This window comes from Pseudomonas capsici, assembly GCF_017165765.1.
GTDB classification, from domain to species: domain Bacteria; phylum Pseudomonadota; class Gammaproteobacteria; order Pseudomonadales; family Pseudomonadaceae; genus Aquipseudomonas; species Aquipseudomonas capsici.
Genome location: NZ_JAFGZD010000005.1, coordinates 328,250 through 342,449, shown reverse-complemented (window position 1 = coordinate 342,449; position 14,200 = coordinate 328,250). Strand labels below are relative to the sequence as shown.

General features: G+C 58.1%; 9 protein-coding genes. 1 reads left to right on the top strand and 8 read right to left on the bottom strand.

The window, feature by feature from the left end; translation table 11 throughout:
• Nucleotides 1-121 precede the first annotated feature (121 nt).
• The 8 genes from JSY17_RS09765 to acs all read right to left on the bottom strand — a co-directional run bounded on the left by JSY17_RS09765 (nt 122) and on the right by acs (nt 9,340).
• Entirely contained in the window at nt 122-1,339 is a 1,218-nt protein-coding gene (locus JSY17_RS09765) for an aspartate aminotransferase family protein (protein ID WP_206400900.1), read from the bottom strand.
• 225 nt (nt 1,340-1,564) lie between these two features.
• Nucleotides 1,565-2,557, bottom strand: a complete 993-nt coding sequence (argR, locus tag JSY17_RS09760; protein WP_025259033.1) for a transcriptional regulator ArgR — start codon at nt 2,555-2,557, stop codon at nt 1,565-1,567.
• Between the two features lie 132 nt (nt 2,558-2,689).
• Complete coding sequence (locus JSY17_RS09755) at nt 2,690-3,454, bottom strand: ABC transporter ATP-binding protein (RefSeq protein ID WP_117183578.1); 765 nt, start codon at nt 3,452-3,454, stop codon at nt 2,690-2,692.
• Nucleotides 3,455-3,476: 22 nt separating this feature from the next.
• Nucleotides 3,477-4,589 (bottom strand): succinylglutamate desuccinylase/aspartoacylase family protein, encoded by a 1,113-nt coding sequence (locus JSY17_RS09750; RefSeq protein ID WP_206400898.1) that lies wholly within the window; start codon nt 4,587-4,589, stop codon nt 3,477-3,479.
• A 1-nt stretch (nt 4,590) separates the two neighbouring features.
• On the bottom strand, nt 4,591-5,289 hold the full coding sequence (locus JSY17_RS09745) for an ABC transporter permease (RefSeq protein WP_122369755.1): 699 nt from the start codon (nt 5,287-5,289) through the stop codon (nt 4,591-4,593).
• Complete coding sequence (locus JSY17_RS09740) at nt 5,286-5,975, bottom strand: ABC transporter permease (RefSeq protein ID WP_117183581.1); 690 nt, start codon at nt 5,973-5,975, stop codon at nt 5,286-5,288. Before JSY17_RS09740 ends, JSY17_RS09745 begins: the two co-directional genes overlap by 4 nt.
• 84 nt (nt 5,976-6,059) lie before the next feature.
• Entirely contained in the window at nt 6,060-6,836 is a 777-nt protein-coding gene (locus JSY17_RS09735; RefSeq protein ID WP_117164675.1) for an ABC transporter substrate-binding protein, read from the bottom strand.
• Nucleotides 6,837-7,384: 548 nt separating this feature from the next.
• A complete protein-coding gene (gene acs, locus JSY17_RS09730) occupies nt 7,385-9,340 on the bottom strand; it encodes an acetate--CoA ligase (RefSeq protein ID WP_117164674.1) in 1,956 nt (651 codons plus the stop codon).
• A 376-nt stretch (nt 9,341-9,716) separates the two neighbouring features.
• Between acs and JSY17_RS09725 the strand changes: the two genes are divergently transcribed.
• Nucleotides 9,717-14,192 carry a deaminase domain-containing protein gene (locus JSY17_RS09725; protein ID WP_206400896.1) on the top strand — a complete coding sequence of 1,492 codons (4,476 nt, stop codon included), beginning with the start codon at nt 9,717-9,719 and terminating at the stop codon, nt 14,190-14,192.
• The last annotated feature ends 8 nt before the right edge of the window (nt 14,193-14,200 follow it).

Here is a 14,200-nt window from a genome sequence, read left to right as displayed (position 1 = left end):
TACCAATCACTGGCCGGAAACACCGGCACTAAAAAGAGCGCCGCGCAGCCTGGAGGCCGCCCGGCACAGGAAAATGTCCGACGCCCGCCATGGGGCGAACGCCGGAAGGTGCAGCGATATATCAGGCTGTCAGCTTGGCGATGGCGCGCTCGAAGCGGTTCAGACCTTCTTCGATGTCAGCGTCTGTGATCACCAGGCTTGGCGCGAAACGAATCACGTCCGGACCGGCTTGCAGGATCATCAGGTCCTGAGCTTCAGCGGCGTTGAAGATGTCCTTGGCCTTGCCTTTCCAGGCATCGGACAGCACACAGCCGATCAGCAGCCCCAGACCGCGCACTTCAGTGAACACGCCATATTGCTGGCCGATGGCTTCAAGACGGGTCTTGAATTTCTGATGCTTGTTTTCAACGCCCTTCAGGACTTCAGGGGTGTTGACGACATCGATCACTGCCTCGCCGACCGCACAGGCCAGCGGGTTGCCGCCGTAAGTGGTGCCGTGTACGCCGACTGCAAAGTGCCTGGCCAGCTTCTCGGTGGTCAGCATCGCCGCCAGAGGGAAACCGCCACCAATGCTCTTGGCGCTGGAAAGGATGTCCGGCGTCACACCGTAGTGCATGTAGGCAAACAGATGGCCACTACGGCCCATGCCACTCTGCACTTCATCAAAGATCAGCAGTGCGTTGTGCTCGTTACACAGTTTGCGGGCGCCTTGCAGGTACTCGAGTTCAGCCGGCAGAACACCGCCCTCGCCCTGGATCGGCTCCAGAACCACGGCGCAGGTCTTGTCGGTCACGGCGGCTTTCAGTGCTTCCAGATCGTTGTACGGCACATGGCTGATGCCGGTGATCTTCGGCCCGAAGCCATCGGAATACTTGGGCTGGCCACCGACGCTCACCGTGAACAGGGTACGACCGTGGAAGCTGTTCAGGGCCGCGATGATTTCGTACTTTTCAGGACCATGCAGATCATGGGCAACGCGACGCGCCAGCTTGAAGGCCGCTTCGTTGGCCTCGGCGCCGGAGTTGCAGAAAAACACGCGCTCGGCAAAGGTCGAGTCCACCAGTTTTCTGGCCAGGCGCAAGGTCGGCTCGTTGGTGAAGACGTTGGAGACATGCCACAGACTGTTGGCCTGCGCAGTCAAGGCACCGACCAGCGCCGGATGGCAATGACCGAGTACGTTGACGGCAATCCCGCCGGAGAAGTCCACCAGTTCGCGTCCCGCCTGATCCCATACCCGGGAACCCGAGCCCCGCACGGGAATGAACCCGGCCGGTGCGTAGTTGGGGACCATCACCTGGTCGAAATCGGCGCGTTGCACCGCAGCTTGCTCAACGGACATCGGAGTCTCCTGAAGAGGAACGCCTGCCCGAAACCGGCAGGCGATGGGAAGATTGTAAGGACTGATTTCTGTTCGGCCTTGCCGCCAGGCGACATCTTGTTACAGCGCAACACCGGTCTTTTTTCACAGTTTTCGGCAATGCGACATATTGCGTCACAAAGGCGCAGTTTATCTGCTTTCGCGAACGAGCGGGATGCCGCCCGATTCGCTCATTCGCGAAGTTGCTCAACCACGCTCGGCAGGAACGGAAGACAGCTCGAAAGGACTGTTGCTGCGACGCTGATTGCGGTCTTCGCGAGGCGTGGCACCGAAGAAGTTGCGGTAGGCGCTGGAGAAATGCGGGCCGGAGGAAAAACCGCAGGACAGGCCGATCTGGATGATCGACTTGCTGGTCTGCATCAGCATCTGCCGGGCCTTGTTGAGGCGCAGCTCCAGGTAATACTGGCTGGGCACTCGATTGAGATACTGCTTGAAGATCCGCTCCAGCTGGCGACGCGACACACAGACGTGCTGGGCGATTTCATCGGTGGTCAGCGGCTCTTCGATATTGGCCTCCATCAGCAGCACTGCCTGGGTCAGCTTCGGATGACTGGAACCCAGGCGATTCTGCAACGGAATGCGCTGACGCTCGCCACCTTCGCGAATGCGCTCGACCACCAGTTCTTCGGAAACCGCACCCGCCAGCTCGGCACCGTGATCACGGGACAGGACCGCCAGCAGCAGGTCCAGCACCGACATGCCGCCACAGGCGGTCAGCCGGTCGCGATCCCAGTCGAACAGGTGGCTGGTGGCAATGACTTTCGGAAAGCGCTCGCTGAAGTCATCCTGCCAGCGCCAGTGCACGGCAGCCCGATAACCGTCGAGCAAGCCAAGCTGGGCCAGCGGATAAACACCAGCGGACAGCCCGCCAATCGCACACCCGGCGCGCACCACTTGCTTGAGGGCACTGGCCAGGGCCGCCGACATGGGGGCTGGCGGCTCGTCCGCCAGCAGGAACAGCTTCTGAAAGCCATCGATGCGACCGGTCCACGGCTCACCCGGCAATTGCCATGCCCCCGCGACAGCAGGTTCGTCGGCCACCTCGGCCTGAAGGAATGACAACTCATAGACCACTTCAGGGTGAACGCTCTGGGCAACGCGCAAGGCTTCCTCGGCCAACGCCAGGGTCAGGGCTTTGGTGCCGGGCCAGACAAGGAAACCTATTCGATGGGCAGTCATTGGGACATCCGATACGTATCGCCTCAAGGGCCGAACCTCAACAGGCTAGCACTGGAGTAGCCAGGTCATGTTGCGTGGTGCGCAGCATGCCCTGTTCTGTTGTAAAAGACATCGACGAAGCGATGCCGCCGATTACTTGAGGCTGCCCGAGAGAAACTGCTGCAAACGCTCGGACTGCGGATTAGCCAGGACTTCACGGGGATCGCCACGCTCCAGCACCACACCCTGATGCAGGAAGACCAACTGGTTCGACACCTCACGGGCAAAGCCCATTTCGTGAGTGACCACCACCATGGTCCGGCCTTCCTGGGCCAGCCCCTGCATGACCTTGAGCACATCGCCCACCAGTTCAGGGTCCAGCGCGGAGGTCGGCTCATCGAACAGCATGACTTCCGGCTCCATGGCCAGGGCGCGTGCTATCGCCACCCGCTGCTGCTCGCCACCGGACATATGCCCCGGGTAGGCATCCTTGCGATGAGCCACGCCGACCTTTGCCAGATAGTACTCGGCCTTTTCCAGCGCTTCCTTTTTCGGCACGCCCAGAACATGCACCGGCGCTTCGATGATGTTCTGCAAGGCCGTCATGTGCGACCACAGGTTGAAGTGCTGAAACACCATGGACAGACGCGAGCGCATGCGCTGCAACTGTCTGGGGTCGGCAGCCTTCAGGCCGCCGTCCTTGTTCGGCACCAGTTTGAGTTCTTCGTTGTTGAGCAGGATCTTGCCGGCATGGGGCTGTTCAAGCAGATTGATGCAACGCAGAAATGTGCTTTTACCCGAGCCGCTGGAGCCGATGATACTGATGACATCGCCTGCCTTGGCTGTCAGGGAAACTCCCTTGATCACTTCATGACTGCCATAACGCTTGTGCAGGTCCTGGACTTCCAGTTTGTTCATGCTTTCGATTCTCGCAAGACGGTCAGTCACTGAGCAGACGCCCATGACGCAGCGCGGTGCGCCCCGCCACTTTGGCCAGCCAGAAACCCGGTTGAGCATAGCGAAGCCGCTCGATGGCGAATAACACACCGGCAGTATTCGCACAGATGGTGCTGACCCGATCGGACAACGGATCGATGACTTCGAACAGCGGATCGCCGACTTCGACCCAGCTACCGGCAGCGCGCAGGAAAGTCACCACGCCGGGATGAGGTGCATACAGCAATTCGGTGCCTTCGAACGGCATGCCTTCGCAGGCCTCACGTTCAGGCGTTGGCCAGTCGCCATTGATAAAGCCCTGCTCGGCCAGGAACGCCAGGATGCCTTCGGCATGCGCCTCGGCTTCAGCCTTGCCGGTATCGGCCTGACCGCCCAGCTCGATGGTCGTGGCCAGACAGGCCAGGGGAATCTGCGCCTCGGGGAAAATCCGCGACAGACGCAGCCAAGGCAGCGAGCAGGCCTCGTCAAAGGAACTGCCACCGGAGTCTTCAGCCAGCAGTGCGACCTTGATATCCAGATGCGCCGACAGCGAACGCCACTGCGGCCAGTGTTGCGGCAAGGCATACATGTGCAGGGCCGCGTCGGCATCGCAGTGCAGATCAAGCACGACATCGGCGACACAGGCGTGACCGAGCAGCAGGCGTTGCATGGCCTGCAGTTCGCCTTGTGGAGCAGGCAGGCGCTCGAGTGCCGCCGTCATGGCCTGACGAATCAATTGAATATTGGCGCGCGGATCGTCGCCCAGTTGCCCTTCCAGCAACTCGGCGACCGGCTCGCTCAACTCGGTGAAGTCGCGGTTGAAGTTCTTGCCGCTGCCGAACTCGAAACGCCCCTGGTGGGCGCCTTGCAGCAATTGGCCCAGGCCCAGAGGGTTGGCTACCGGCACAAGCTCGATAACACCCTTGAGCGTGCCCTGCTCTTCAAGCTGGCCCAGGCGTTTTTTCAGCTCCCAGGCGGTGCGCATGCCCGGCAACTCGTCAGCGTGCAGACTGGCCTGGATATAGGCCTTGCGCTCGCCGCTGCCGAAACGAAAAACACTCAGTTGACGCTCGGTGCCGAGGCTTCCCCACGGCAATACATGATCGATTCTTTGCATGTCAGACCTTCCGCGGAGCCAGGTAGCCCAACCAGCGACGCTCCGCCAGCTTGAACAACCGCACCAGAATGAATGTCAGGCACAAATAGAAAACGCCTGCGGTTATGTAAGCCTCGAAAGGCAGGTAGTACTGGGCATTGACCGTGCGCGCCGCACCGGTAATGTCGATCAGGGTCACGATGGACGCCAGACTGGTGGTCTGCAGCATCATGATGACTTCATTGCTGTATTGCGGCAGCGCACGGCGCAGCGCGGAAGGCAGCAGAATGCGGCGATACATCTTGAGCGGCGACATGCCCATGGCTCTGGCCGCTTCGATCTCGCCGGCCGGTGTTGCCTTGAGGCTGCCGGCAATGATCTCGGCCGTGTAGGCGCTGGTATTGATCGCAAATGCCAGGCAGGCGCAAAAGCTGGCACTGGACAGCAATGGCCACAGAGCGCTCTCGCGCACCGTTTCAAACTGGGCCAGCCCGTAGTAGATCAGGAACAGTTGAACCAGCATCGGCGTGCCGCGAATTACATAGGTGTACAGCCAGGCAGGCAGATTGACCCAGCGGCGCTTCGATACCCGCATCAATCCCAGAGGCAATGCCGCCAGCAGACCGAACGCCAGGGAAATACCGAGCAGTTTCAGGGTCACCAGCAAGCCGCCGAAGTACAGCGGCAGGCTTTCCCAGACGACGTTGTAGTCGAAAATCATAGGTCAGCCGCCTTTACGCCCACGGAGTAGCGTTTTTCCAGATAACGCAAGGCGAGCAGCGAGACACTGGTAATCACCAGATACATCGCAGCAACCGCCAGGAAGAAGGTGAAAGGCTCGCGGGTGGCATCTGCCGCCTGCTTGGCCTTGAACATCATGTCTTGCAGGCCGACCACGGAAATCAGCGCTGTCGCCTTGGTAAGTACCAGCCAGTTATTGGTGAAACCGGGGATCGCCAGACGAATCATCTGTGGCACCAGTATCCGGAAAAACACCTTCAGGCGACTCATGCCATAAGCCATGCCGGCCTCGGCCTGCCCTTTGGGAATGGCCATGAAGGCACCGCGAAAGGTTTCGGAAAGGTAGGCACCGAAGATGAAACCCAGCGTGCCGATACCGGCCAGCAAGGGATTGAGGTCGATGTAGTCGTCGAAGCCCAGCATGGGCGCGACACGGTTGAGCAGATCCTGCCCGCCGTAGAAGATCAGGAGAATCAGCACCAGATCGGGAATGCCGCGAATCACCGTGCAATACAGATCGCCCAGCCACGCCAGCCAGCGCAGCGGCGAAAGACGCAGTGCCACACCAATCAGACCGAGAACGATTGCCAGGGCCATCGACGACAGAGCCAACTGCAAGGTCAGCCCGGCACCTTCGAGGATTACAGCCCCGTAGCCTTTCAACATGTTTGTGCGGTCCTCAAGCGTGGGTATAAAAAATGGCGCAATCCAGGCTGCCCTGTTTGCGCCATCCAGATCAGGAACCTGACGTTACTTGCCGTAGATATCGAAATCGAAGTACTTGTCCTGGATTGCCTTGTACTTGCCGTTGGCGCGAATCGCGGCGATGGCGGCGTTGAGGCGGTCCAGATTGGCCTTGTCGCCCTTGCGAACCGCAATGCCGATGCCTTCACCGAAGTACTTCGGATCGGTGAACGACGGACCGGTGAAAGCATAGCCCTTGCCGGCGTCGGTTTTCAGGAAGCCGTCTTGCAACAGGGTGGCGTCAGCCACGGTGCCATCCAGACGACCTGCAGTGATATCTAGGTAGATTTCGTTCTGGGAGCCGTAAGGCGTGACCTCTACACCCAGCGGAGCAAGGACTTCGCGAGCGAAACGCTCGTGGATCGAGCCACGCTGCACACCGATCTTCTTGCCCTTGAGCTCAGCGAGGCCATCGCTGACTGCAGTGCCTTCCTTCATCACCAGACGAGCCGGGGAATTGTAGTACTTGCCGGTGAAGTCCACGGACTTCTTGCGATCGTCCGTAATGGACATCGACGACAGGATAGCGTCGATCTTGCGGACCTTGAGCGCCGGAATCAGACCGTCGAACTCCTGCTCGACCCAGGTGCACTTGACCTTCATTTCTTCACACAGGGCATTACCGATGTCGTAGTCGAAGCCCACGATGCTGCCATCCGGTGCTTTGGAAGCGAACGGAGGGTAAGCGGCTTCGATACCGATCTTGAGCGGTTTTTCATCGGCGAAAACCGGCTGGGCAAGCACAGACAACGCCAGCGCGCCAAGAAGCATGAGCTTTTTCATTTACAGGACTCCATCGATGAAACACGACAAATGGCAAAGTGAGCGGTAGCCCAAGATGCAAAAGAACAATCCGGAGAGAGCGACGCCAGACAACTGATACCGAATTCCGGTCAGAGGACCCCTGACAAGTGAGGGGCATTTTAGCGGCAGGTACGAAGTCGATATTTCTTCAAAGCGACAACTAGTTACAGATGCATCGAGAAAACCGCAACACCCCATTGACTTACCAAAAACTTCATGATTCCGAAAAATCAAGAAAAGCAGTTAATACAGCAAGAAGTGCGCCCATTATTGGCAAAGCCTTCTGATACGGCAAGTCCAGCATTGCATCCCGCTGACAAAGCGCCGGGAAATGCACCGTATTCCTACAAACATCCATAAGTTCGTCCTACAAAGAAGCACACCTCTGCACGGCTTGGGTGAACGGGTAACACATCGATATATATCTCTTTTGAAATGCGTGCACAGCAGCCCGGCAGAGCGCCCGACTCAGAAAGCAGATATGAAAACGCCCCGTACCGGACGGGGCGTTTTCATGACTCAAAGGGTCATGCCGCGCTCATGGTCTTGTGGGTATCGACCAGATGCTGAACCACACCCGGGTCGGCCAGGGTCGAGATATCGCCCAGCGCATCGTACTCACCGGTGGCGATCTTGCGCAGGATGCGGCGCATGATCTTGCCCGAACGGGTTTTCGGAAGCCCCGGTGCCCACTGGATGAAATCGGGCGAGGCAATCGGACCGATCTCCTTGCGCACCCAGTTGCGCAGTTCGATACGCAGCGCTTCGTCCGGCACTTCACCCGCATTGAGGGTGACGTAGACGTAGATGCCCTGCCCTTTCAGATCATGGGGCACACCCACCACAGCGGCTTCGGCGACTTTCGGGTGCGCAACCATCGCACTCTCGATTTCGGCGGTCCCCATACGGTGGCCGGAAACGTTGAGCACATCGTCCACACGCCCGGTGATCCAGTAGTAGCCGTCTTCGTCGCGACGGGCACCGTCACCTGTGAAGTACATGCCACGGAAGGTCTTGAAGTAGGTATCGACGAAACGGTCATGATCGCCATACAGCGAACGCGACTGACCTGGCCAGGAGTCCAGAATCACCAGATTCCCTTCTGCGGCACCTTCGATCAGGTTACCCAGGTTATCCACCAGGGCCGGAATCACGCCAAAGAACGGACGTGTCGCGGAACCGGGTTTCAGAGCCGTCGCACCCGGCAACGGACTGATCAGGATGCCGCCGGTTTCGGTCTGCCACCAGGTATCGACGATCGGGCAGTTCTGCTTGCCAACGGTGTCGTAGTACCAGCCCCAGGCTTCAGGGTTGATCGGCTCGCCCACCGAACCCAGCAGACGCAGGCTGGAACCGTCGGCACCCTCCACCGACTTGGTCCCTTCGGCCATCATGGCGCGAATGGCGGTCGGAGCGGTGTAGAGGATATTGACCTTGTGCTTGTCGACAATCTTCGACACGCGAGTGATATCCGGATAGTTCGGCACGCCCTCGAACAACAGCGTAGTCGCGCCATTGGCCAGCGGGCCGTAGACGATATAGCTGTGGCCAGTGACCCAGCCCACGTCGGCCGTGCACCAGTAGATTTCGCCCGGCTTGTAATCGAACACGCGTTCATGAGTCAGCGCGGCATACAGCAGATAACCGGCCGTGGTGTGCAGCACGCCCTTGGGCTTGCCGGTCGAGCCCGAGGTATAAAGGATGAACAGCGACTCTTCGGCACCCATCTCTTTCGGCGCGCAGGTGCTCGAGGCCACTTCCAGCAACGCGTGGTACCAGATGTCGCGGTGACGGTTCCACTCGATCTCGCCACCGGTGCGCTTGCAGACAATGACCTTCTGCACACTGCTGGTTTCAGGGTTGGTCAGCGCCCGGTCGACGTTGGCCTTGAGCGGGGTTTTCTTGCCGCCACGCAGACCTTCGTCGGCAGTGATGACGACCTTGGAATGACAGTCGATGATCCGGCCGGCCAACGCCTCGGGCGAGAAGCCGCCGAACACCACCGAGTGAATCGCACCGATCCGGGCACAGGCCAGCATGGCGACCACAGCCTCGGGGATCATCGGCATATAAATGGTGACCACATCACCGCGATGCACATCCTGGCCGCGCAAGGCGTTGGCGAACTTGCAGACTTCCGCATGCAGTTCGCGATAGGTGATGTTGCGGTGTTCGGAAGGATCGTCACCTTCCCAGATGATTGCGATGCTGTCGCCACGCTCTTCCAGATGGCGATCCAGGCAGTTGTAGGCAACGTTCAGTGTGCCGTCGGCAAACCATTTGATGTCGACACGGTGATCGTCGAAGGAGGTCTGCTTGACGTGGGTGAAGGGTTTGATCCAATCGAGGCGCCCGGCCTGCTCGCGCCAGAAACCATCCGGGTTGACCACGGACTGTTGGTACATGGCCTTGTAGGTCGCCTCGTCGGTCAGCGTGTTCGCTGCGACTTCGGGACGCACGGGGTACAGAGAAGCTGCACTCATCTTGGATACCTCGGTGGAATAGTTGTTGTTTTATGACTCTGTTGTATCCCGCCACATCCTGTTGGGCCATTCGACGATGGTCTTACCGGGCCGCCCGCAGACAAGGGGCCGCCCATCGAAAGAAAAGCACACCGTCACGATTGTTACCATTGCGAAAGACCATTATCGAAAACCTTCATGCATACCGCCTGACAGGCCCAGGCACTCGGCAGGAACTGCGCGCCCCGAAAGCCGATATTCAATCATGCCGCTCTATCTGACATGCACTACAAGTGCATTACCTGACTGAAGCCTTCTTCCTGAATATGTCACCTTGAAAGTTTGCTCTTTTTCCGAGCATTCCCTCATGTTCACTTGATATTCATGGATGAAGTACATGAACGATGATCCAGGCATAAAGGTCGACAACCCCGGCCAGATTTCTCTCATCAATAACCTCACGCTTCAGCACCTTCTCACCCCCAACGAATTCACCGGCACGGTCTATTCGCCGACAGAATCGCTGGTCGACCTTTTCAGGACGTTTCTGGGCATTCAGGCCAGTGACAGGATCAGAAAAATCGACTTCGACCCGGATTACCTTGAGCACATCGAACAGCGCGTTGCAGCGCCCGAGGTGGAAAAGCGTGTTTCCGGCATGTTGTACGACGGCGATGAAAAACACCCTGTATCTCTCAGCGGACGCCTCGCGTTCTTCAAGCGAATGTGCAGGATTGTGCTGGATGACTTCGAGAGCAGGCATCCCGGCCAATTACCCGACATCTCGACACTCGAACCCGGCCACGCCATTTTTTCGTTCGCAGGAGAATTGTGGAGCAGCGGTGCCTGTGCCTTTCGGGAACAGTCTTTCTGGATCGCCGGATTCCTTCTCTATAGCGAGCTGAAAAAGGCGCCTATGCCCGGGCGTCCGGAACAGCTCTTTCCACTACCGCCCTTGATGATGCTGTCAAACGATCAAGACCTCGGGAAACCCTTGGCAAAACTGCTGGCAGAACAACCGGGCAGCACATTGTTCGAGAAACTGGTCAGGCATCTGCATCTGGATGTGATGCACCTGGATTCAGGGTATTTCAGGACATTGACGCCCAATGAAATCCTTGTCCGAAATGCGCCGGCATCGCTACGACACACAAAAGATCTGGTGCGCGGCGTGATACTGGACCGTCCTCCCGGAGCCGCCTTGAGCGCCTTGACGAGCAGCCGTGCGTTCAAGACGCTTGCTGCACGCATGGCAGAAGCATTGGAATGGACTCCATCCACCGACACGCCGGAGACCGTGACCTCCCCCTGCCAGCGCCTGCTTCTGGAAGCCTTGATGGATGTGTTCTACCCGCCTCAAGAGCGACGTGTGAATTTCATTCTCAATTACTACCTGTTCTACAAAGGCAATGAAGACCTTTCATTCGCCGAAATCCGTATCGATCTGGATAACGACACACGTGATACCTTGAAATGCGCCCTGGCAGACGCTCAGCTCGCCAATGAACTGCTGCTGCGACGTTTCGCGCCAGAGCTTCTGCTGACAGACGTTCCCGCAGACTTCAGCTATCAGGCCACCCCTCGCTGGGTCAACCTGCGTCACGGGCTGGCCTTGTGCGATCCCGCCAGGGCACTGAGCTTCGGAGAGCTGGAAGCCCTGCCGATGCAGCGGACCAGGGCCGCACAGACCCAGGAGGAAAAAAACGGAATCGTCAGCCTGCTCAATGATGCCATCCTCGCATGGGCCGACGATGCAGAGATTGTCCCCGCGAAAAGACACTACACAATCAATGACATCTACACGGCCACGCGTGCGTTCACTCTGTTATGCGACAGAAATCTGCTGCAACTGGTCCCCAATCGGGTCTATGGTGCCCAACGCAACCTCATGGCTGCGGGTATCGATCCCGGTGCGCAGGTCCAGGGCCAGTTGATCCGGATCGCTTACTCGGAGCTTGAGTCCTATCTCGACAATGGCACTCACTACCGCCATGCCAGACTGGCCGACAAGTCGCTACCGGATGCCACCCGCCAGTTTCATGCCGACTTTGACCATTACCTGAAGGAAGCCGAAGCGATCCTGAAGCGTGCTACCAGGATGTTTCTGCATGACCTGCCCGCCCTGGACAAAAAGCGGCTGTTAGAAGGGAAAATGGCGCTTTATGCCGCCAACTGGAAAGAATATATCGGCTCCGACGAGCCACATCTGTACCGGGAAAGTGATTGGCGACTGCGTCGGGGCAATCTGGGTTGCGTCATTCATGCCCACTATCAGGACGAACACTTTATCTATGAAGTGTTTCCCCTGGTAAACAGTTTCCTGCGTTACCGCCTGAGCCCGAAGGACGCCGCGAACCTGGCCAGCCCGAACCTGGTCAACTCAGTCATGTTTTCGGTCGCCCGCCTGGAGTATTCGTCTTACAACCATGGCATCCCTTATCAGGCCGACTTCCCCACTATCGCTCATCTGGAAACCGTACAAGGCAATACCGTCGAAGAACGCATCGTTCATTGCATGACCCACGACATTTTTCTGTTTCATCATGACAGGCTTCGTGAAAACTGCATGAGCCTGACAGTCGCCGAAAGTCGCCGCAAGAAACGCGCGGAGGCGCCCTTCGAAGCGATTTGGCAGAACATCAAGAATATCGTCCCTTTCGTGGGATGCTTTGACGTCCGCGATGGCGCCGACGCCGCCAGTTGCCTGCTGGATGTCATTCCGGAATTGGGTCGTCCGCTGGCCGCTGCCAGCCGAACAGTGAAGAGCACGCTCAAGACCATCAATACCGTGGGCAAGAACCACCCCGTGATGCCGATCATGACCTACCGGCTGCTCATGCAAGGTATCGATCATTCAGCCAGGGAACTGAAAGAAATAGCCAGGCGATTCGCCAATGCGAGGGCTTCGATCCCGGCCTATCGCTGCGCAATACTGCGTTCGCCGCCACAGCCTGCCATCTGGCAACCGACCACGCCCATGGACAAGCTTACACAGGTCGACGGGGTCAGCCATGTTGCAATCCGCAACACAGGCACGCCTCAGAATGCCGATTACCGACAGGTCGACCTGCACACAGGCAAAACCTATGGCCCCAGGCTGGTCCGCTTTCCATCGCCTCATGATCCGGCAGGCGAGCCGGTTTACCTGTCCATGCGTGAAACCATCGTGTCAGGGCAATACCCCGGTTGCGCGCCGGTCCAGCGTACCGCCGATGACGCTTACGGCATCCGGGTCGCTGCCGACTGTGAAGTTCACATCCTGTATAGAGAGCAGGGACTTGTCGACATCCGCATCGACAATGTCATCTATCGTCTGGACACCTCACAAGACACACCTTTCATCCGTCGACTCGACCTGGATACCTCCGATTACCGCACCCAACAACTGACTGAATCGCCTCGCAACTGCCGACCTAAACGCGACCTTTTTCAAGTCTGCACAGCCCCTCTGACCCTCAAGACCAAACCGCCGGAAGTCAATCTGAACGCCGGCTCAAGCAGACAGCAACAGGCCGCTGTGGCTTTCACTCTGCGCGAATACCGCCCCGTCGAAATACTCGTCGAACTTCCCGGCCGCGCGCCTCAACCGCTTCCTGTCATGGTCATGGAGGGGCACTTTCAGAAGTGGATCGACAATATCGCACCGGCCAAGGGACGAAAGCCCGAGCAAGTGATTGGCAAGAAACTCTGTGTATTGAGCCCCGAAGAAAAAGCCGCACTCAACCTGCCGGACAAACCCGTTTATCTGGAGCAGATCACAGGCACCCTGCTGGCAAGGCATCCCCTGCCCGAAAATGCCTCGAACGACTTCATAAGCTGGATAGACAAGCTGTTCCCGACCATTGAATTCAAACAGATAGCCGAAGGCATTGAAGACAGCAGAGTGCTGCGGGGTGTCAAAGTCGGGGACGACATCATGATCGAACCCGACCATGGGGTCTTTTACCGGGCTCCCCTGGGACAGGGCGATACCATTCTATTCACCAGAGTCACCGATCCCGCCGTTATCAAGACCTATCTGATACCGTCGGAACACTTGCACTTCCTGGCCAATCGTTTTCATGCCAAACAGGATATCGACAATGTCGCCAAACTGCTGTTCGACATGCAGCAACACACAGGCCGTCGTTACGGTGATATTTCCTATGCGCAGTACCTTCAGCGCTATCAGCGTCGCCGCTTATGCACCGAGCTGGAGGAAGAGGCCGTCCTGATACTCAGCGGCGCAGCCGAACAGGAGCAATACGTGGAGATGGCCAGAAACCTGATCCCCGACTTCAAGAAAATCACCCTGCAGCCCGAAGCACGCCAGGCCTCCATCTGCGAAGTGCTCAACAATCTCTTGCCGGCGCGCAACAGGACTCTGAGTTCATCAGCCCTCAGCCTGGATACGATTGCACAGTTCGCCTCGGCAAACGAAATTTCGCGACACATCAACCTGTCGAATCTGGCCTATGCCGCCATCGAAACCCCTTCGGGCCAACGCATGGTCATCTATGCCCTGGCAGGCGGGAAACGCGCGAAAAAAATACACCTGAAGATCGATGAGCCTCGAAAAACCATTGGAGACGTCACTTACATCGATGCCCGAGCCGTGATGCAGACGCGCGCGCCGGATCCGAAATACACCAGCCTGCCCACACTACGCCGGGAAAACACCCTCGTTGTCAGGCAGCATGATCGTCAACTGGACTCCGAACGCCTGATCGCTACTGTCATGAACGATGAACTGAAGCATGACAACGCCATGCGCATTCACTTCTTTACGCTCATGGACACCTGCGGTTCCTGTGGCGGCTTTGTACTGCCGCGCCTGAGACTGGACTATCCCATGGCAGAATTTTCGGTCACTTACATGCTCGATTACCCGTAACCCGAAAG

Coding starts and splice junctions, on each gene's coding strand:
- JSY17_RS09765 (WP_206400900.1), bottom strand. CDS start 1,339: ATGTCCGTTGAGCAAGCTGCGGTGCAACGCGCCGATTTCGACCAGGTG.
- argR (WP_025259033.1), bottom strand. CDS start 2,557: ATGACTGCCCATCGAATAGGTTTCCTTGTCTGGCCCGGCACCAAAGCC.
- JSY17_RS09755 (WP_117183578.1), bottom strand. CDS start 3,454: ATGAACAAACTGGAAGTCCAGGACCTGCACAAGCGTTATGGCAGTCAT.
- JSY17_RS09750 (WP_206400898.1), bottom strand. CDS start 4,589: ATGCAAAGAATCGATCATGTATTGCCGTGGGGAAGCCTCGGCACCGAG.
- JSY17_RS09745 (WP_122369755.1), bottom strand. CDS start 5,289: ATGATTTTCGACTACAACGTCGTCTGGGAAAGCCTGCCGCTGTACTTC.
- JSY17_RS09740 (WP_117183581.1), bottom strand. CDS start 5,975: ATGTTGAAAGGCTACGGGGCTGTAATCCTCGAAGGTGCCGGGCTGACC.
- JSY17_RS09735 (WP_117164675.1), bottom strand. CDS start 6,836: ATGAAAAAGCTCATGCTTCTTGGCGCGCTGGCGTTGTCTGTGCTTGCC.
- acs (WP_117164674.1), bottom strand. CDS start 9,340: ATGAGTGCAGCTTCTCTGTACCCCGTGCGTCCCGAAGTCGCAGCGAAC.
- JSY17_RS09725 (WP_206400896.1), top strand. CDS start 9,717: ATGAACGATGATCCAGGCATAAAGGTCGACAACCCCGGCCAGATTTCT.